This is a genomic window from Rathayibacter sp. AC451, from assembly GCF_979253095.1.
Map to the genome: position 1 here is coordinate 3,733,473 of NZ_CEEDBD010000001.1, position 19,507 is coordinate 3,752,979.

Consider the following 19,507-nt stretch of genomic DNA (forward strand, 5'->3'; position numbering starts at 1 on the left):
GCCGCGCGTGAACTACTACCTGCGCAAACTCGGGTTCTACCTGATCGCGCTGTGGGCGGCGCTGACGATCAACTTCGTCATCCCGCGCCTGCTGCCCGGCAACCCGGTCGACATCCTGCTGGCCAAGCTGCAGCAGCGCGGCGGGATCGTCAGCGCCGAGACGCGCCAGGCGTACGAGCTGCTGCTCGGAGGCGACACCTCCCAGCCGCTGATCGCGCAGTACTGGAGCTACCTGGTCAACGTGTTCCGCGGCGACCTCGGAGTCTCGGTCTCGTACTTCCCCGCCCCCGTCAGCGAAGTCATCGCGACCTCGCTGCCCTGGACGATCGTGCTCGTGGGGGTGGCGACGGTCATCGCGACGGTGATCGGCGTCGCCCTCGGCGCGATCGTCGGCTGGAAGCCCGGCACCTGGCTCGACTCGCTCGTACCGGCCACCACGCTGCTGGCCGCGGTGCCGTACTTCTGGCTCGCGCTGATCCTGGTCTACGTGTTCGCCACGACGCTCCGGCTCTTCCCCTCGCAGGGCGGGTACGACGTGGTGCTGAACCCGGGCTGGAACGGCGAGTTCCTGCTCTCGGCGATCCAGTACGGGCTGCTGCCGGCGGCGACGATCGTGATCGCCTCCCTCGGCGGCTGGCTGCTGGGGATGCGCAACATGATGGTCTCGACGCTGTCCGAGGACTACATCCTCACCGCTCAGGCGAAGGGCCTCCCGCAGGGGAAGATCCTCCGCTCCTACGCCGCCCGCAACGCGGTGCTGCCCTCGGTGGCCGGCTTCGCGATCTCGCTGGGCTTCGTGGTCTCGGGGTCCATCGTCACCGAGCAGGTGTTCTCGTACCCGGGCATCGGATCGAAGCTGCTCTCGGCGGTCACCAACAACGACTACGCGCTGATGCAGGGGATCTTCCTCTTCATCACGCTGGCCGTGCTCGGCGCGAACCTCGTCGTCGACCTCTTCTACGGGATCATCGATCCCCGGACCCGAGCGCGGAGCTGACGCCGATGACGAACCTCGCCCCCTCCTCCGACACCGTCGTCGTCGACGCGACCGAGCAGCTCGCGACCGTCGACGCCGCCAAGGGACGGCCCCCGCGGCCGGCCTGGCGGATGATGCTGCCGACGCCGACCCCGTGGCTGATCGTGGGGCTCGCGCTGGTCCTCGGCGTCGCCCTGTTCGGCCTGGTCGGTCCGCTCCTCGTGGGCGACCCGACGACCATCCGCGACATCGGCCTGACCGGGCCGTCGGCCGAGCACTGGCTCGGCACGACGCAGACCGGGCAGGACGTGCTCGCCCAGCTCGCGTTCGCCACCCGCGGCTCGCTCGAGATCGGCCTGATCGTGGGGATCCTCGCGACGGCGCTCTCGGCCTTCTTCGGGATCCTCGGCGCGTACCTCGGCGGCATCGTCGACGAGGCGTTCTCGCTCTTCTCGAACGTGTTCCTGGTGATCCCCGGCCTGCCGCTCGTGATCGTCATCTCGGGTTTCGTGCCGCAGGAGCAGCGCGGTCTCTGGACCATCGGCGTCGTGCTGGCCATCACGAGCTGGGCCGGATCCGCGCGGGTCCTGCGCGCGCAGACCCTCTCGATCCGCAGTCGCGACTACGTCTCGGCGTCGAAGGTCGCGGGGGAGCGCGCCTGGCGCGTGATCGCGGTCGAGATCCTGCCGAACCTGCTGCCGGTGCTCGCGTCGCAGTTCGTCTTCGCGGTGATCGCGGCGATCCTCGGCGAGGCGGGCCTGTCCTTCCTCGGCCTCGGAGCGTCCAACTCGTCGACGCTGGGCACGATGCTCTTCTACGCGCAGAACGGCTTCGCCCTGCCGCTCGGAGCCTGGTGGTGGTTCGGCCCTCCCGGCCTGATCATCGCGCTGTTCGGCATGGGCCTCTCGCTGGTCAACTTCTCGATCGACGAGATCATCAACCCGCGGCTGAAGAACGTCCGCCTGCACGCCCGTCGCGCTCGCGCGGCGGCGAAGGCCGAGCGCTCGGGAGCCCGCACCGCGCGAAGGAGCGCCGCATGACCCGCACCGTGCTCGAGGTCGAGGACCTCGGTGTCGTCTACGAGGTGGAGTCGCCCGTCACGGCGGTCCGCGGCGCCACCTTCCGCCTGGGCGAGGGCGAGATCCTGGGCCTCGCCGGAGAGTCCGGCTGCGGCAAGACGACCCTCGCCTACGCGGTCAACCGGCTGCACAAGCCGCCGGCGCGCATCGCCTCGGGCCGGGTGGTGTTCCACGACCGCGACGGCACCTCCACCGATCTGCTCGAACTGGGCGACGACGGGATGCGGGCCTTCCGCTGGTCGAAGCTGTCGATGGTGTTCCAGGGGGCGATGAACGCGCTCAACCCGGTCACCTCGGTGCGGGCGCAGCTCGACGACGTCCTGGTCGCGCACCGGCCGGGGCTGTCGCGGAAGGAGCGGAAGGAGCGGGCGGCCGACGTCCTGCGCCGCGTGGGCGTGGATCCGGTGCGGCTCACCTCCTACCCGCACGAGCTCTCGGGCGGCATGCGGCAGCGGGTGATGATCGCGATGGCGATGATCCTCGAGCCGCAGGTGATGATCATGGACGAGCCGACGACCGCGCTGGACGTGGTCGTGCAGCGCGACATCCTCCGCGAGATCGTGCGGCTGCGCGACGAGCTGGGCTTCGCCGTGATCTTCATCACCCACGACCTGCCGCTGCTGCTCGAGATCAGCGACCGCATCGCCGTGATGCTGCGCGGCGAGATCGTCGAGCTCGCGACGGCGGAGCAGATCTACCGCGCGCCCGAGCACCCGTACACCCGCAAGCTGCTGGGCTCGTTCCCGAGCCTCTCCGGCACGCGCGGGGCCTTCATCCGATCGGGAGCGAATCCCGACGCCGTTCTCGAGGAGGACATCGCATGACCAGCGTCAGCGTCACCGATCTGGTGAAGGACTTCAGCATCCGCAAGGGACTGCGCCGCGAGGCGTTCCGCGCGGTGGACCACGTCTCGTTCGACCTCGTCCCCGGGCGCACCGTCGCCCTGGTGGGCGAGTCCGGATCGAGGAAGTCGACGATCGCGCGGATCCTCGCGCGGCTCGAGAAGCCCACGTCCGGATCCGTCGACGTCACCCTCGACGACCGCACGCCGGTGCAGGGCTCGGTCTACCGGCGGCACGTGCAGATGGTGTTCCAGGACCCCTTCGCCTCGCTCAACCCGTTCCACTCGCTCGAGCACCACATCGCCCGGCCGCTGCGGATCCACCACCGCACGCGGACCGCGGTCGAGACCCACGAGCGGGTGCTCGAGATGCTCCGTCGGGTGAACCTCGAGCCGGCGGAGGAGTTCGCACCCCGCCGCCCGCACGAGCTCTCGGGCGGGCAGCGGCAGCGCGTCGCCATCGCCCGGGCGCTCGCCCCGGGCGCGCAGGTCGTCATCGCCGACGAGCCGGTCTCGATGCTCGACGTGTCGATCCGCCTGGGAGTGCTCAACCTGCTCGGCCGGCTGCAGCGGGAGGACCGCCTCGCTGTCCTCTACATCACCCACGACCTGGCGACCGCGCGGCACTTCTCGGACGAGATCCTCGTGCTCTACCGCGGCCGGATCGTCGAGCGGGGTCCGGCGGACGACGTGATCCTGAACCCGAAGCACGACTACACGCGGCTGCTCGCGCTCGCCGCCCCCGACCCCGAGCGGGTCGGCAAGGTCGTGGGCTCGGAGGACGCGCCGGACCGCTCGCGGATCGACAACTCCGTCTGCTTCAACCACTTCACCGGCGAGTGGGAGCACGCGGGCAGCCGCCCGGTGGCCGTGGGGGCCGCGTGAGCCCCTCCGACGGACTACATTCGGCGTCGTGACCTCTTCGCCGGTGACCGCTCCCGTCCCGGTCGCACCCCTCGCGCCGCCCGAGGCGTTCCGGATCGAGGAGATGCCGTCCGCGACGCGGGCGACCCTGCTCGAGGTGCTCATCCACGGATCGCTGCCGCGCGCCGAGATCGCCCGGCGGCTCGGACTCTCGCGGGCGTCCCTGACGCGCATCTCGCGCACCCTCGTCGAGGCGGGGCTGCTCGCGGAGGGCGAGACGCGGCTGATGGCGGCGACCGGCCGCCCCTCCGAGATGCTGCGGGTGCGCAGCTCCGCCCGCCGCTTCCTCGGGATCAAGCTCACCGGCGACGCGCTCTACGCGGTCGTCACCGATCTCGGCGCCGAGGTGACGGCGTCGACCGAGCACTCGCTGAGAAGCAGCGACGTGGCGGAGGTCGTGCGGCAGATCGCCGAGGCGGCCCTCGAGCTCGCCGGCGAGGGCGTCGGGCTGACCTCCATCGGCATCGCGATCGCCGGGCGGGTGCGGCAGGACCCCGGCGGCGCGGTCGTCGAGCACTCGGCGTTCCTCGACTGGCATCACGTCGACCTCGCGCGCCTCGTCCGGGAGGCGACGGGACTCGCGTGCTCCGTCGAGAACGACGTGCAGGCGCTGACCGCCGCCGAGCACTGGTTCGGCGCCGGCGCCGGGCTCGAGTCGATGGCGCTCGTCACCGTCGGCACCGGCATCGGCTGCGGGCTCGTCGTGAACGGGCGCCTGGTGGAGGGCGGGCACAGCCGACCCGGCCAGGTCAGCCACACGATCGTCGATCCCCGCGGCGACCTCTGCGCGCACGGCCACCGCGGCTGCGCGTCGACGATGCTCGTCAACGACGCGGTCGTCGCGGCCTCCGGTCGTCCCGGCGCCTCGTACGAGGAGGTCGTCGAAGCGGCGCGCGACGGCGATCCGGAGGCGCTGCGCGCCTTCGAGCGGGCCGGACGCGCCCTCGGGGTGATCATCGCGGAGGTCGCCAACCTCGTCGACCCCGAGAAGGTCGTGGTCAGCGGAGACGGCATCGCGGTGGTCGCGTTCGCCGAGGCGTCGATCCGCTCGGGGATCGCCGAGCGCCTCGAGCGCGAGGCCGTGCCGGTCGAGCTCGACGTGCGCACCTGGGACTTCTCGGAGTGGGCCCGCGCGGGCGCCGCGCTGGCCATCCGGACCCTGCTGGCCTGAAGTGCGGGCTCCCTCCTGCTGATCCCTCAGCCTGCGCTCAGGCCCCCTCTACTGATCGAGTAGCCCGCGCAGCCGGCGTATCGAGATCCCCCTCCGCCTGAAGCCGCCTCTTCCGCCCCTTTGTTCCATCGCTTGACAAAGCCCCTCGGCCGACGGGATGCTCGCAGGGTGACCAGCGTCGATCCCTGGGCCCCCCGCGCCTCCGTCCTCTCCCGGTTCGCCTTCGGCGGCGACTACAACCCCGAGCAGTGGCCCCGGGAGGTGTGGCGGGAGGACGTGGCGCTGATGCAGGAGGCGGGCGTCACGATGGTGACGCTCGGCGTCTTCTCGTGGGGGCTCGTCGAGACGGCCGAGGGCGTCTTCGACTGGGAGTGGCTGGACGAGATCGTCGGGCTCCTGCACGAGGCGGGCATCGCGATCGATCTCGCCACCCCCACCGCGGCCCCGCCGAGCTGGCTGCTCGCCGCGCATCCGGAGATCCTGCCGGTCGACGCCGACCTCGTCCCCGTGCACCCCGGCGGCCGTCTGGGCTGGTGCCCGAGCTCCGCCGTCTTCCGCACCCACGCGCTCCGGATCGCCGGCGCTCTCGCCGAGCGCTACGGGCGGCACCCCGCGGTCGCGCTCTGGCACGTCTCGAACGAGCTCGGCGGCGGCAACCGGCACTGCTGGTGCGACGAGTCCGCCGCGGCCTTCCGCCGCTGGCTCCGCGAGCGCTACGAGACCCTCGACGCCCTGAACGCGAGCTGGGGAACCGCGTTCTGGGGTCACCGCTACTCCGATTTCGAGCAGATCCTCCCGCCGCGGGGATCGCGAGCGATGCACAACCCGGGACTGCAGCTCGACTTCGACCGCTTCTCGTCGGACGAGCTGCTCGCCCACTACCTCGCCGAGAAGGAGGTGCTGCGCGCGGCGGGCGTCGAGACTCCGATCACCACGAACTTCATGGTCGGCCAGGGGCCCGACGTGGTCGACTACGCGCGCTGGGCGCCGCACTGCGACATCGCCGTCAACGACCACTACACGACGGGAGCCGATCCCCGCCGCGAGCAGGACCTCGCCTTCTCGGCCGACCGGATGCGGGGGCTGACCGAGGACCGCGCTCCCTGGCTCCTGCTCGAGCACTCGACCGGTGCCGCGAGCTGGCAGCCGCGGAACCGCGCCAAGGACCCCGGCGAGATCCTCCGCAACAGCCTCGCGCACGTGGCGCGCGGCTCCGACGGGGCGATGTTCTTCCAGTGGCGCGCGTCGACGGCGGGAGCCGAGCAGTTCCACTCGGCGATGCTGCCGCACGCGGGCACCGGCACGAAGGTCTGGCGCGAGGTCGTCGAGCTCGGAGCGCTGCTGCAGCGCCTGGAGCCGGTCCTGGGCGCCCGGGTCGAGCCCGCCCGCGTGGCGCTCCTGCACGACGACGAGGCGGGCTGGGCGTTCTCCTCGGGCCTCAAGCCGCACAACCGGCTCCGCTGGGCCGAGCAGGCGCGGGCCTGGCACCGGGTGCTCTTCGACCGCACCGTGCTGGTCGACGTCGTCCCCCCGTGGCGCGACCTCTCGGGCTACTCCCTCGTGGTGGTGCCCGCGCTGTTCCTCGTGTCGGAGGAGACGGTCGCGGCTCTGACCGCGTTCGCCGAGCAGGGCGGCACCGTCATCGTGACTCCGCTCTCCGGGATCGTCGATCCCGCGAACCGCGTGCGGACGGGCCTGGCTCCCGGTGCCTTCTCGGCGCTGCTGGGCGCGGGCGCCGAGGAGTTCGGCCCGCTGCAGGAGGGGGAGTCGTTCGCCCTGGACACCGGCTGGCGCGGTGCGGAGTGGACCGAGCGGCTGCAGATCCTCGACGCGGAGGTCGTCGCCTCCTACCGCGGCGGTGTCCTCGACGGCCTGCCCGCCGTCACCCGCCGCCGCCACGGCGCGGGCGAGGCCTGGTACGTCTCGGCGATGCTCGACGACGACGGGATCGGCGGTCTGCTCGACCTGCTCGACCCCGCCCTGACCGCCTCGGTGCTCGAGGCGCCGCGAGGTGTGGAGGCGGTGCGGCGGGAGGGGCCCGCCGGCCGCTTCCTGTTCCTGCTCAACCACTCGGCCGACGAGGCGGTGGTCGCGGCGACCGGGCGCGATCTGGTCACGGGCGGGTTCGTCGACGGCTCCGTCGTGATCCCCGCCGGCGGCGTGCGCGTCATCGCCGAGGGCGGTGCGGCATGAGCGCCGACGTCCGGATGCTCCGCTCGGCGGGCACGGCGCTGATCGTCGCCGTGCGCGCGGAGGGTCTCCCCGAGGTCCTGCACTGGGGCCGCGATCCCGGTCCCGTCGACGCCGAGGCGCTCGCCGCGCTCGACGAGGCGTCGATCCGCCAGGTCTCCTCGAGCGCGCTCGACGCCCCGTGGCCCCAGACGATCCTCCCAGGGGAGCAGGACGGCTGGCAGGGCCGCCCCGGTCTCGCCGGCCACATCGCCGGAGAGCCGCTGCTGCCGTCGTGGCGCGTCGTCTCGCTCGAGAGCGACGAGCACTGCCTCCGCCTCGAGGCCGTCGCCGACGAGCTCTCGCTGTCCTCCTCCCTCCGCTTCGACGCCGCCGGAGTGCTGGTCGTCGAGCACGCGCTGACGAACCGCGGCGAGCGCGTCGTCGAGCCGTCGATACTCGAGGCGACCCTGCCGCTGGACGCCCGGGCCGTCGAATTCCTCGACCTCGCCGGCCGCTGGACCCGCGAGCGCTCGCCGCAGCGCCGCCCGGTCGCGCACGGCAGCATCGTGCGGGAGTCGCGGCGCGGCCGCACCGGGCACGACGCGCCCACCTTCGCGATCGCGGGCACCGCCGGCTTCGGCGACCGCACCGGTGAGGTCTGGGGCGTGCACCTGGCCTGGAGCAGCGACTCCGTGCACCGCGTCGACCGGCTGCCCGAGGGTCGGGGCGCCCTGGGCGCGGGGGAGCTGCTGCGGGCGGGCGAGATCGCACTGGCCCCCGGCGATCGCTTCACCGCCCCTGCCGCGCACTTCGTCTGGAGCGACGAGGGCCTGGACGGCCTCTCGCGCCGGATGCACTCCTCGCTCCGCGCCCGCCCGTCGCACCCGCGCACTCCGCGTCCCGTGCACCTGAACACGTGGGAGGCCGTCTACTTCCGGCACGACCTGCCCACGCTGACCCGGCTGGCCGACACGGCGGCCTCCATCGGAGTCGAGCGCTTCGTCCTCGACGACGGCTGGTTCTCCGGCCGCCGGGACGACTCCGCGGGCCTGGGCGACTGGAGCGTCGACGACGAGGTGTGGCCCGAGGGGCTGCACCCGCTGGTCGAGCACGTGCGCGCGGCCGGCATGCAGTTCGGCCTGTGGGTCGAGCCCGAGATGGTGAACCCGGAGTCGAGGCTCGCCCGGGAGCACCCCGACTGGCTCCTCGAGACCCCGCGCCGCGCCCGCAGCTGGCGCCACCAGCACGTGCTCGACGTCGCGCGCCCGGAGGTGTCGGCGCTGCTGCTCGAGCGGCTCTCCTCGCTCGTCGAGGAGTACGCGATCGACTACCTCAAGTGGGACCACAACCGCGATCTGCTCGAGGCCGTGCACGCGGGCCGGCCGGGTGCCGGAGCGCAGACCCGCGCGGTCTACGCCCTGCTCGACGCGCTCCGGGCGCGTCACCCCGGCCTCGAGATCGAGTCGTGCGCCTCCGGAGGAGGTCGCGTCGATCTGGGGATCCTCGCCCGCACCGACCGGGTCTGGGCCTCCGACACCAACGACCCGCTCGAGCGGCTGCGCATCCAGCGCTGGACCGAGCTGCTCCTGCCGCCCGAGCTGATCGGCAGCCACGTCGGTCCGGCCCGCGCGCACACCACCGGACGCACTGCCGATCTGTCGTTCCGGATGGCCGCGACGCTCTTCTCCTCGCCCGGCATCGAGGCCGACATCACCGGCAGCAGCCCCGAGGAGCTCGAGGCGCTCGCCGCGTGGATCCGCCTCTCGAAGCGGCTCCGACCGCTGCTCGCGACCGCCGGGCTCGTGCACGGCCCCACCGCCGACGACGGGTCGGAGCTCACGGGAGCGGTCTCGCCGGACCGCAGGCACGCCGTGTACCGGCTGGCTCGATCCGGCACCGGGGAGGACGCGGTCCCGCCGCCCACCCGTCTCGTGGGGCTCGACCCCGCGCTGGGCTACCGGGTGCGGATCGTCGACGAGCTGCGTCCGGAGCGCTTCCTCGATGCGGTCCCGCCGCCGTGGATCAGCCGCGGCGAGGTGGTCCTCCCGGGGTCCCTCCTGGCCGGGGTGGGCCTGCGCACACCGCTGCTCGCCCCGTCCTCGGCGCTCGTCCTCGAGGTCGAGGCTCTCGAGGAGCGCTGAGGGGAGGAGTATCGAGGGCACGAGCACTGAGGGCACGAGCATCGAGGGCAGGAGCACTGAGAGCAGGAGCACTGACGGCACCGCCCCGTCGCTGCGCCTCGCCGCCGAGCTCGAGGAGCGCGCCCGCGCGGCACTCCCGTGGTTCGTCGCCGACTACTACGGAGCGGTCGCCGGGGGCCGCCTCGAGCGCGACGCCGATCTCGCGGCCTGGGACGCGGTGCGGTTCCGGCCGGCGGCACTCCGCGGCGAGCCCGACACGTCGATCGCCACCACCGTGCTCGGCACCCCGCTCGAGAGCCCGGTGATGATCGCTCCGATGGCGCAGCAGGTGGCCGCGGATCCGCGGGGCGAGGAGGCGATGGCGGAGGCGGCGGCGCGCGCCGGCACGCTGCTGGGCGTCTCGACCAACACGGCCGTGCCCTTCGAGCGCATCGCGGCGGCGGGTGCGCCGTGGTGGTTCCAGGTGTACCTGCTGGCCGAGCGCGACGTGACGCGCGCCCTGGTGGAGCGGGCCTCGCAGGCGGGCGCCGGCGCGATGCTGCTCACCGTCGAGACTCCGGTGCTGCGCGAGGAGCGCGCCGGGGTCGAACCGCTGACCTGGCCGGACGTGCCAGGACGTGCGCGCCTGGGCAACCTCACGCCCCACGAGCGGGAGCGCGTGCTCGGCCACCCGGTGCCGCATCCCGGCCTCGACGACATCGAGTGGCTCGCGTCGGTCACCGGGCGCCCGGTGGTGGTCAAGGGCGTGCTGCGCGGGGAGGATGCGCGCCGCGCGGTCGACGCCGGCGCCTCCGGGGTCGTCGTCTCGACGCACGGGGGACGGCGGATGGACGGCTCGATCACCGCCGTCGGCGCCCTCGCCGAGGTGGTCGAGGCGGTGGGCCGTGACGCGGAGGTGTACGTGGACAGCGGGGTGCGCAGCGGCCGGCACGTGCTCGCCGCGCTCGCTCTCGGGGCCCGCGCCGTGTTCGTCGGACGGCCGGCGATGTGGGCGCTCGCGGTCGGGGGCGCGGACGAGGTGGCGGCGCTGCTCGCGGTGATCGACGGCGAGTTCCGCAGCATGCTGCGCCAGTCGGGAGCGGCCTCGCTCGCCGACCTCGACGGCCTCGCGGTGCCGCCGCCGGAGTGGCGGCGCTGACGGATCGCCCGCGACTCAGCGCACGGGCACCCGGACGAGCAGCGATCCCGTGTCCACGCGGATCCGGACTCCCTTGGCGAGTCCGAAGCCGTCGCCGTCGAGCTGGATCTCCTGCGGCTCGTCGACGCGGATCCGGATGTCCTCCCCCTTGAGGTAGATGACGTCGCGGGCGTCCTCGCGCAGGTCGATCAGCTTGCGGCCCGCGGCGGAGCGGCGCAGCACGCCGTTCTCCCACGTGATCGTGTTCCAGACCTTGAGCCAGCCCAGCGGCCCGCGCGGGCGCAGCGCCACGATGTCGAGCACGCCGTCGTCCGGCTCGGCGTCGGGGATCAGCAGGATCCCGCCCGGCAGGACACCGCAGTTGCCGACCATCACGGAGTGGACCGAGACCGACCGCGAGGCCGAGCCGTCGAGCGAGTACCGCAGCTTCACGGGTTCCAGCTCGGCCAGCGCGCGCATCCCGCCGTCCACGTAGGCCAGCCAGCCGACCGCCTTCTTCAGCTTCGTGCTGGTCTTCGCGATCATCTTCGCGTCGATGCCCAGGCCGGCCATGACGAGGAAGACGTTCTCGACCCGCTCGCCGTCCGGGCGCTCCAGCGTCACCACTCCGGTGTCGATCCGGCGCTCGCCGCCGCCGAACGCGACGCGCACCGCCTCCTCGAAGCTCAGCGGCAGGCCGAGGTTGCGCACGAGCAGGTTGCCCGTGCCGAACGGCAGCACCGCGAGGGCCGTGCCCGAGCCGCGGAGCCCCTCCGCCACCGAGCGCACCGTGCCGTCGCCGCCGGCGGCGAGCACGACGTCGACCCCGGAGGCGACGGCCGCGCGGGCCTGCGTGGCGCCCGGCTCCGACGGGGTCGTCTCGAACCAGACCGTCGCCTCCCAGCCGTGCTCCTGCTCCGCCGCCGCCACGAGCGCCCGCAGCCGCGCCTGATCGCCCTTCGAGGGGTTCACGACGACCGCCGCTCGCCTCGGTCCCGTCTCCGCCATGCACGAACGGTAGCGGGCGGCGCCGGTGCCGGGGCTGGACAGGCCCTAGACCCCGGCGGTGGTGCGGGCGCGGCGGGCGCGCTGGCGGTCGTGCTCGGCGTCCAGGAGCGCCCGGGTCGCGGGCACCGCGAGGAAGTCGACCAGCAGGCCGGTCTCCTCCTCGATCCGCTCCGCGAGGTCCGCCGGATCCGTCCGCAGCAGCCGACGGGTCGCGGCGGCCACGTGCGCGGGTCGGGAGGCGAGCGCGGTGACGCGCTCGTCGATCCGAGCTGCGAGATCGGCCCGCGGAACGATCTCGGTGACGAGCTGCCACTCCAGCGCCTCGATCGCGCGCACGGGTCGGCCGGTGAGGGCGAAGTCGAGCGCGCGGCGCCGGCCGATCGTGCGGGGGAGGGCGACCGTCACCCCGCAGTCGGGCACGAGGCCGACGTCGCCGTAGGCGCTGAGGAACACCGCCGCGGGCGTCGCGACCACGATGTCGGCGGCGAGGGCGAAGGCGATGCCGGCCCCCGCCGTCATCCCGTCGATCGCGCAGACCACGACGGCCCGGGCGCTCTCGAGCAGGCGGAAGACCTCGGCCGAGGTGGTCGCGACGTCGCGGAGGTAGAGCTCCGGCTCCGGCGCGCTCATGATCGCCGAGACGTCGCCGCCCGTGCAGAAGGCCCGTCCGGCCGCCTGGATCACGATGACCGCGACCGCCGGATCGGCGTCGAGGTCGGCCACGGTGCGCAGGAGCGCCCGGGCCGTGCCGAGGTCGATGGCGTTCAGGGCGTCGGGGCGGTTCAGCACGATGCGGGCGATCGGCCCGTCGCGCTCGACGAGGACGGGGGAGGTCTGGTCGGTCATGCGGTGGTTCCACTTCGGGGGACGGGGGAGGGGGCCCCCTAGAGTCTCAGCACTGCCCGCGTTCGGATCGCCTGCTCGGTCGATCCCCAGGTGCGGCGGGCGGGATGCGCGCCCCCGGCTAAACTGCCGGGGTGATCGATCCACTGCTCCTCCGCGAGAACCCGGACGTCCTCAAGCGCTCTCAGGAGGCGCGCGGCGACTCCGTCGAGCTCGTCGACGAGGCCCTCGAGGCCGACCGTGTCCGGCGTGCTGCGATCACCGAGGCCGAGCGTCTGCGCGCCGAGCAGAACGCGTTCGGCAAGACCGTGGCGAAGGCCCCGAAGGACGAGAAGGCCGCCCTCGTGCAGGAGGCGCAGCGCCTCGCAGCCGCCGCCAAGCAGGCCCAGCAGGAGGCGGCCGAGGCCGACGAGCGCTTCACCTCGCTCGTGAAGCGCATCGCGAACCCGGTCATCGACGGCGTGCCGGCCGGCGGCGAGGAGAAGTTCGAGCTCGTCAAGACGGTCGGCGAGCGCCCGGTCTTCGACTTCGAGCCCCGCGACCACCTCGAGATCGGCGAGCTCCTCGACGGCATCGACATGCAGCGCGGAGCGAAGGTCAGCGGCGCCCGCTTCTACTTCCTCAAGGGCCTCGTCGCCCGCCTCGAGATCGCCCTGATGAACCTCGGCCTCGAGCGCGCGCTCGAGGCGGGCTTCACCCCGCTGATCACCCCCACGCTGGTCAAGCCCGAGATCATGGACGGCACCGGCTTCCTCGGCGAGCACGACGACGAGGTCTACCGCCTGCGCGACGACGACCTCTACCTCACCGGAACCAGCGAGGTCGCCCTCGCCGGGTACCACAGCGACGAGATCCTCGACCTCTCGAGCGGCGCCAAGCGCTACGCGGGCTGGAGCACCTGCTACCGCCGCGAGGCCGGCTCGGGCGGCCGGGACACCCGCGGCATCATCCGCGTGCACCAGTTCAACAAACTCGAGATGTTCGTCTACACGCTCCCGGAGGACGCGGAGGCCGAGCACCAGCGCCTCCTCTCGTACCAGGAGGGCATGCTGCAGAGCCTCGGCCTGCACTACCGCGTGATCGACACGGCCGCGGGCGACCTCGGCCAGAGCGCTGCGCGCAAGTTCGACGTGGAGGCCTGGGTGCCCACGCAGGACGCGTACCGCGAGCTCACGTCCACCTCGAACTGCACCACGTTCCAGGCCCGCCGCCTCGACACCCGCTACCGCACCGAGTCCGGGAAGACCGCTCCCGTCGCCACCCTGAACGGCACGCTCGCCACCACGCGCTGGATCGTCGCGCTCCTCGAGACGCACCAGCGCGCCGACGGCTCGGTCGTGGTCCCGGAGGCGCTGCGCCCGCACCTGGGCGGCCTCGAGGTCCTCGAGCCGGTCGCGACCGCATGAGCGCCGCTTCCGGCCGGCGGCTCGTCGCCCTCGACATCGACGGCACCGTCATGCACGAGGACGGCACGATCACCGACGTCGTGATCGAGGAGATCCTGCGCGTCGAGCGCCAGGGCGACGAGGTCATGCTCGCCACCGGCCGCTCGCCCGCCTCGACGCTGCCGGTCGTCGCGCGCCTGGGCATCGCTCCGGAATTCGTGATCTGCTGCAACGGCGCCGTCACCCTGCGCCGCGACGAGGGCGTCGAGGGCGGCTACCGCCCCGAGATCGTCAAGACCTTCGACCCCACCGAGGTGCTGCAGAACATCTTCCGGTTCCTCCCCGAGGCGCACTACGCCGTCGAGGACGAGCACGGCGCCTTCTTCTACACCGAGGCGTTCCCCGGCGGCGCGGTGATGGGCGTCGAGACCACCCACGTCCCGTTCGAGGAGCTCCTCGGCCGCCTGTGCACCCGCGTCGTCGTCATCTCGCCCGAGACCGGCATCGACGAGTTCTCGGGCCTCGTCGAGAAGATGGGGCTCCACCAGGTCAGCTACGCCATCGGCTGGACGGCCTGGCTCGACATCGCCCCGCACGGCGTCAACAAGTCGACCGCCCTCGAGGTCGTGCGCGAGGAGCTCGGCATCGAGCGCTCCGACGTCGTCGCCCTCGGCGACGGCCGCAACGACATCGAGATGCTCACCTGGGCCGCCGAGCAGGGCGCCGGCCTCGCGATGGGCCAGGCCCCCGACGAGGTCCGCGCCGTCGCCTCCGCCGTGATCCCCACGGTCGAGGAGGACGGCGTCGCCGCCGCCCTGTCGTCGCTGCGCTGACGCAGCTGTCCTCTCCGGAGGTCCACGGGGTCCGGAGGCGGCGTCGAGGCCCGCTGCGCGGCTCCCGTCCTCGGTTGCGCACGGGTGCCCCGCTCGGCGGACGCCCGTCGGTTACCATCGACTGTCGCGACCCCCTGGGACGCGGCGAGGAGGGCTGTCCGAGCGGCCGATGGAGCCAGTCTTGAAAACTGGTGGGCAGAAATGCCTCTAGGGTTCGAATCCCTAGCCCTCCGCTCCGATCGACGATCCCGGGCGCCGGCGGCACCGCCACCGAGCGGAGCGGTCCGTCCCGGCCCGACCGCGCGTCCGCGGTCGCGATCCGCTCGGTGACGGGTTCCCCGGCCGTTCCGCAGGTCCCCGGGTACTATGTCCCGACGCGCGCTCGCCGGTGACCCCCTCCCGGCTGCGGCGCGCAGGAACCAGGCAGCACGCACGCACACGAACGGGAGACGGATGCTCAGGACGCGCCCTTCGACGGACCGATCCGCCGCGGACGAGTCGGCGCGGTCCCCGCGCCCCTTCGTGCGGCACGGTCGGCAGAAGCGGCACAGCCTCCCGCGCACGCTCGTGAAGGCCGCGGCAGCGGTCTCCGGAGTCGGAATCGCCGCGTCGGTCTCGATCGTCGCGATCGCCGCGACCCTCCTCGTGCAGTCCGCCCAGCCGTCCGTCGATCTGCATCCGGTGGCCGCGGGATCCGGCGTCGGAGCGGCCGCCTCGGCCCCCGAGATCGGCGCGCTGGAGGGCGGCTTCAACGTCCTCGTCGTCGGCAGCGACTCCCGCCAGGGCCAGGGCGACGCCTACGGCGACCCCGACCAGGAGACGAGCGTCCTGAACGACGTGAACATGCTCCTGCACGTCTCGGCCGACCACACCAACGCCACCGTCGTCTCCTTCCCGCGCGACATGTACGTCGACATCCCCTCCTGCGTGAACGCGGCCACCGGCGAGACGATCGCCGAGCGCTCCGGCACCAAGATCAACGAGGCGATGGGCAAGGACGTCAGCCTGGGCTGCGTCGCCGGCGTCGTCGAGGACCTCCTGGGCATCAGCGTCGACTACGGCGCGGTGGTCCAGTTCAACGGCGTCATCGAGATGTCGAACGCCGTCGGCGGAGTCGACGTCTGCGTCGCCACCGAGATCGCCGACCCGTACACGAACACCTACCTCGAGCCCGGCACGCACTCCCTGGAGGGCATGGCCGCTCTGCAGTTCCTGCGCAGCCGCCACGGCATCGGCGACGGCAGCGACCTCACCCGCATCAGCAACCAGCAGGTGTTCCTCTCGTCGCTCATGCGCGAGATCAAGAGCGCCGACACCCTCCTGAACCCCGTCGCCCTCTACGGGCTCGCCAAGGCGGCCCTGGGCAACATGACGCTCTCGACCGGGTTCGACAACGTCAACACAATGGTGCAGATGGGCCTCGCGCTCAGCGACGTCGAGCTGGCGGACATCGTCTTCGCGCAGTACCCCACCGCGGAGGCGTACGGCGGAGTGGTGCCCGATCGCACCGCGGGCGACGTCCTGGCGAGCGCGCTGCAGGCCGATCAGCCGATCTCGATCACCGGAGGAACCGGCGGTGGCGCCGTCGTCGAGGGCGAGCCCGCCGTCGAGACGCCCGCCACGACCGAGCCGCCCGCCGGCCCCGCGACCGCCGAGCCGCTCGCGACCGCGGAGGCGACTCCCGGCACGGCGGCCCCGGCTCCCACGGCGGGAGGCGAGGTCGCCCTGCCGGCCGAGGTCACCGGCGTGAGGGCCGATCAGCAGTCCTGCTCGGTCGGGTTCTTCGGCTGAGCCGGAGACGCGCGCGCCCCGCGGGATACGCTCCTCCTGGAGCGCCGATCGGCGGTGAGCGGCACGGAGCGGCTCCTGCCGCGCTACGGAGAGGGAGAACGACCCGATGAGCGAACCCGCCCCGTCGCGCAGGACCGCCGCCCGGCACGGCCGTCTGCGCCCCCAGAGCGGACTGCGCCACCTCGGTCGCGTCCTCGCCGCGTGCATCGGGGTCGGAGTCGTCAGCACCGTCTGCATCGTCGCGATCGCGGTCTCGATGATCGCCGGCAGCGCTCGTCCGTCCGTCGACCTCGAGGCCGGCTCGTCCGGCAGCCCGGTGCCCGAGATCGGTGCGATCGAGGGCGGGGTCAACATCCTCCTCGCCGGCAGCGACAGCGCAGAGGGCTCCGAGGCGGGCGCGTTCGGCGACCGCTCCGAGAACCTCAACGACGTGACGATGCTGATGCACATCTCGGAGGACCACTCGACGGTCGAGGTCGTCAGCTTCCCCCGCGACCTGTACGTGCCGATCCCCTCGTGCACCGATCCGGCGACGGGAGCCGTGACCGAGCCGGTGAGCTCGGAGAAGGTCAACCAGTCGCTCGAGCTCGGCGGTCTCGCCTGCACCGTGCAGACGGTCGAGCAGCTCACGGGTCTCGAGATCCCCTACGCCGCGCTCATCCAGTTCGAGGGCGTCATCGAGATGTCCAACGCGGTCGGAGGCGTCGACGTCTGCGTCGCGACACCCCTCGAGGACGTGTACACGGGCCTCACGCTGACGGCCGGCACCCACACACTCGTCGGCGCCGAGGCGCTGGCGTTCCTGCGCACGCGGCACGGTGTCGGCGACGGCAGCGACCTCACCCGCATCTCGAGCCAGCAGGTCTACCTCTCGTCGCTCGTGCGCAAGGTGAAGAGCGCCTCGACCCTGTCGAATCCCGTCGCGCTGTACGGGCTCGCCAAGGCCGCGGTGTCGAACATGCAGCTCTCGACCTCGCTCGAGAACGTCAACACCATGGTCTCGATCGGCCTCGCCGTGAAGGACGTCGACCTCGCCAACGTGGTCTTCGTGCAGTACCCCACGTTCATCGACGGCAACGGCGTCTACCCGAGCGAGGAGGCGGCGGCCACGCTGATCGCCGCGCTGCAGGCCGACCAGCCGATCGCGCTGACCGGCACGACCGGCGGCGGTTCCGAGTCGGCCGACGGATCCACGCCCGTCCCCTCGGTTCCCAAGGAGCCCGCGACCCCGGAGCCCGCTCCCGAGGAGACCGGCGCGCCCGCCACCACCGCCCCGGTGCCGGAGGAGACCGCCGTGGCGCTCCCCAGCGACGTCTCGGGGCAGACGGCCCAGCAGGAGACCTGCACCGTCGGCCGCACACTCGACGAGCAGTAGCCGCCGCCTCCCGGACGCCCGGCGGGCCGGTGTCGTCCCGGCCCGCCGGGTGCGGTTATGATGGTCGTCGTGCGTTCGCCCAGCGGGCGCTCGGGAGTCGTCGCATAGTCCGGTCGAGTGCACCACCCTGCTAAGGTGGAGAACCCTTTATTGGGTTCCGTGGGTTCAAATCCCACCGACTCCGCACCTCTCGAAAGCCCTGCTCCGGCAGGGCTTTCGTCGTTCCCGGGCCGTCGCCGCACGGCCGCGGCGGGCTACCCTGATCGGATGCAGATCCTCGACGCCCTGGCCTCCGCTCCCGCCCGCCGCGACGTGCAGTCGATCCGGGGGGCGTTCGCCGAGATCGGCGTCGGCGACGACGTGCGGATGCTCATCCGCTCGCCCCGCTACGGGCTCTACGGGATCGAGGGCGTGGTCGGCCGCGCGGTCGGCGGAGAGCTGGTGGTCGCCGACGTGTTCCTCGGAACGGGCACCGAGGTGCAGAGCCTGGCGCTGGCCGCGGCGTCCGAGGCATCGGCGGGCGAGCGCTCGGTCGACGGGCTGCAGCACGGCGATCCCGTGCGTGTGACGTTCTCGACTCCGACACTGGGCACCTTCGCCGTCAGCGGTCCGCTGACCGCGGGCCAGGACGAGCTGCTGCTGGTCGGCAGCTGGATCGTCGCGAACGGCGGCGAGGTCGCTCCGCGCGTCGAGTCGATCGAGCGGCTCGAGCTGACCGTGCACACCGCCCACGTCCCGGGACCCCGGGCGGCGAAGGCGGAGTAGCGCCGGCTTCTGCGTGACGAACCGAGAGGGGAGAGTGGCCCCACCCCGCGGGACGACCGGCGGGTGCTCCAGTCGATCGGTGGTGACGGTCAGTCGGTCTCGGTGAGGTACGCCGTCGCGACGGAGGTCGCGGATTCGCCGGGCGTGGTCACCTGATGGTGAGGAGGGCCTGAGCGGGGCGCTCGCTCGAAAACACGCTCTGCGTGCTGACCGCGAACGGGGCGATACCGGTCGCGCCGGTCGTGCTCGCCGGTCCCTGCCGACCGCGAAGGCGGAGTGTCGCCCTCGGGTCCGGCAGGGCGGGCACTCGTCGACAGCCTCGGAACTCGGAGTGCGAGGATTTGGTGGAAAAAAAGTTCGGGTCCGCCGTCCTCAGCGACGAGTGATGGAGCCGCTACTCTCTGGCAGTTGTCCGCGCCAACTCGTTGTAGCTCCACTTGAGGACAGCCGAGTCTGTTTGCGATCGTTGGGTTGATTCCGCGGGCAGGGGAGTCGGCCCGGACTTCTCGGTGCTCTCACCGCTGAGACGATAAGGATTCGTTTTACCAGGATTGGTGAGCGCATAGGTCACCCATCGTGGACACTTCTCGATGCCGTTGTTGTCACAATAGGCGGTCACCATGCCTAATTTGCCATTGACCGGCCAGCCGTGATAATTGGTATAGGTCGTCGGGTCGAAAATCGCGTGAACGAGCATCTGTTCTCTTAAGGTGCAGTTCCACTGGTCCTTGCAGTCGTACTTACCGACGTACGTCCGAAGATCGAAGTTGCCATTCGACTGTTTTTTGTTGTTCGTGGAGCCGAGGAGCACCTTCTGGGCTGCCCGGGAGGTCAGAGCGTGCTTGTGCCACGCCTTGTCCATCCCGAATCCCCGCTGAATGTCGGCGTCCCAAAAGCCGCGACGCAAGAGGATCTTGCCCAACCGAGGGTTCTCTACTGTCGCCACCACCTGGTCGGTCTGGTATCCCTTCGGCGGCTGGGCTGCTTCTGCCGGTGTTGCTGCGCCGACGAGTAGCCCGAGGGTGACGAGTACGACGCCGATGGTCCGCGAGGTCTTCTGATTCATTGTGCTCCTCATGCTAGTAT

16 protein-coding genes and 2 tRNA genes are annotated in these 19,507 nt (G+C 72.2%); 15 read left to right on the forward strand and 3 right to left on the reverse strand.

All coding sequences use genetic code 11. The annotated features are described in order from the left end of the window. Positions 1-7 precede the first annotated feature (7 nt). From AC0CID_RS17890 to AC0CID_RS17925, 8 genes are all read left to right on the forward strand, one after another. Positions 8-997 carry an ABC transporter permease gene (locus AC0CID_RS17890; RefSeq protein ID WP_465227873.1) on the forward strand — a complete coding sequence of 330 codons (990 nt, stop codon included), beginning with the start codon at positions 8-10 and terminating at the stop codon, positions 995-997. Positions 998-1,002: 5 nt separating this feature from the next. Then, positions 1,003-2,016 (forward strand): ABC transporter permease, encoded by a 1,014-nt coding sequence (locus AC0CID_RS17895; protein ID WP_207403221.1) that lies wholly within the window; start codon positions 1,003-1,005, stop codon positions 2,014-2,016. Then, positions 2,013-2,879, forward strand: a complete 867-nt coding sequence (locus AC0CID_RS17900) for an ABC transporter ATP-binding protein (protein ID WP_207403220.1) — start codon at positions 2,013-2,015, stop codon at positions 2,877-2,879. The genes AC0CID_RS17895 and AC0CID_RS17900 overlap by 4 nt, the downstream gene beginning before the upstream one ends. Continuing rightward, positions 2,876-3,781 carry an ABC transporter ATP-binding protein gene (locus AC0CID_RS17905; RefSeq protein WP_465227874.1) on the forward strand — a complete coding sequence of 302 codons (906 nt, stop codon included), beginning with the start codon at positions 2,876-2,878 and terminating at the stop codon, positions 3,779-3,781. Before AC0CID_RS17900 ends, AC0CID_RS17905 begins: the two co-directional genes overlap by 4 nt. A 28-nt stretch (positions 3,782-3,809) precedes the next feature. Next, positions 3,810-4,991, forward strand: coding sequence for an ROK family protein (locus AC0CID_RS17910; protein ID WP_465227875.1), 1,182 nt, complete (start codon positions 3,810-3,812; stop codon positions 4,989-4,991). Between the two features lie 168 nt (positions 4,992-5,159). After that, entirely contained in the window at positions 5,160-7,184 is a 2,025-nt protein-coding gene (locus AC0CID_RS17915; protein WP_465227876.1) for a beta-galactosidase, read from the forward strand. Beyond that, entirely contained in the window at positions 7,181-9,304 is a 2,124-nt protein-coding gene (locus AC0CID_RS17920; RefSeq protein ID WP_465227877.1) for an alpha-galactosidase, read from the forward strand. The genes AC0CID_RS17915 and AC0CID_RS17920 overlap by 4 nt, the downstream gene beginning before the upstream one ends. 91 nt (positions 9,305-9,395) lie before the next feature. Then, positions 9,396-10,442, forward strand: coding sequence for an alpha-hydroxy acid oxidase (locus tag AC0CID_RS17925; RefSeq protein ID WP_465228134.1), 1,047 nt, complete (start codon positions 9,396-9,398; stop codon positions 10,440-10,442). Positions 10,443-10,457: 15 nt separating this feature from the next. On the opposite strand, the gene AC0CID_RS17930 is transcribed toward AC0CID_RS17925, so the two are convergent. Then, complete coding sequence (locus AC0CID_RS17930; protein WP_465227878.1) at positions 10,458-11,429, reverse strand: diacylglycerol/lipid kinase family protein; 972 nt, start codon at positions 11,427-11,429, stop codon at positions 10,458-10,460. Positions 11,430-11,474: 45 nt separating this feature from the next. Beyond that, positions 11,475-12,275 (reverse strand): enoyl-CoA hydratase/isomerase family protein, encoded by an 801-nt coding sequence (locus AC0CID_RS17935; protein ID WP_465227879.1) that lies wholly within the window; start codon positions 12,273-12,275, stop codon positions 11,475-11,477. A gap of 131 nt (positions 12,276-12,406) precedes the next feature. Here AC0CID_RS17935 and serS point away from each other — a divergent pair, with 131 nt between their 5' ends. The 7 genes from serS (at position 12,407) to AC0CID_RS17970 (ending at position 18,421) form a co-directional block, all read left to right on the forward strand. Beyond that, positions 12,407-13,678 (forward strand): serine--tRNA ligase, encoded by a 1,272-nt coding sequence (gene serS, locus AC0CID_RS17940; protein ID WP_465227880.1) that lies wholly within the window; start codon positions 12,407-12,409, stop codon positions 13,676-13,678. Next, a complete protein-coding gene (locus AC0CID_RS17945) occupies positions 13,675-14,490 on the forward strand; it encodes an HAD family hydrolase (RefSeq protein WP_465227881.1) in 816 nt (271 codons plus the stop codon). Before serS ends, AC0CID_RS17945 begins: the two co-directional genes overlap by 4 nt. 148 nt (positions 14,491-14,638) lie before the next feature. Beyond that, positions 14,639-14,723: transfer RNA gene (locus AC0CID_RS17950), tRNA-Ser, on the forward strand. 334 nt (positions 14,724-15,057) lie between these two features. Further along, positions 15,058-16,281 (forward strand): LCP family glycopolymer transferase, encoded by a 1,224-nt coding sequence (locus AC0CID_RS17955; RefSeq protein WP_465227882.1) that lies wholly within the window; start codon positions 15,058-15,060, stop codon positions 16,279-16,281. Between the two features lie 106 nt (positions 16,282-16,387). Continuing rightward, on the forward strand, positions 16,388-17,656 hold the full coding sequence (locus AC0CID_RS17960; protein ID WP_465227883.1) for an LCP family glycopolymer transferase: 1,269 nt from the start codon (positions 16,388-16,390) through the stop codon (positions 17,654-17,656). A gap of 93 nt (positions 17,657-17,749) precedes the next feature. Next, positions 17,750-17,840: transfer RNA gene (locus tag AC0CID_RS17965), tRNA-Ser, on the forward strand. An 83-nt stretch (positions 17,841-17,923) separates the two neighbouring features. Continuing rightward, the gene (locus AC0CID_RS17970) at positions 17,924-18,421 is read left to right on the forward strand and encodes a hypothetical protein (protein ID WP_465227884.1); all 498 of its coding nucleotides are present in this window, start codon (positions 17,924-17,926) and stop codon (positions 18,419-18,421) included. Positions 18,422-18,815: 394 nt separating this feature from the next. On the opposite strand, the gene AC0CID_RS17975 is transcribed toward AC0CID_RS17970, so the two are convergent. Continuing rightward, a complete protein-coding gene (locus AC0CID_RS17975; protein ID WP_465227885.1) occupies positions 18,816-19,487 on the reverse strand; it encodes a hypothetical protein in 672 nt (223 codons plus the stop codon). Positions 19,488-19,507: the final 20 nt, after the last annotated feature.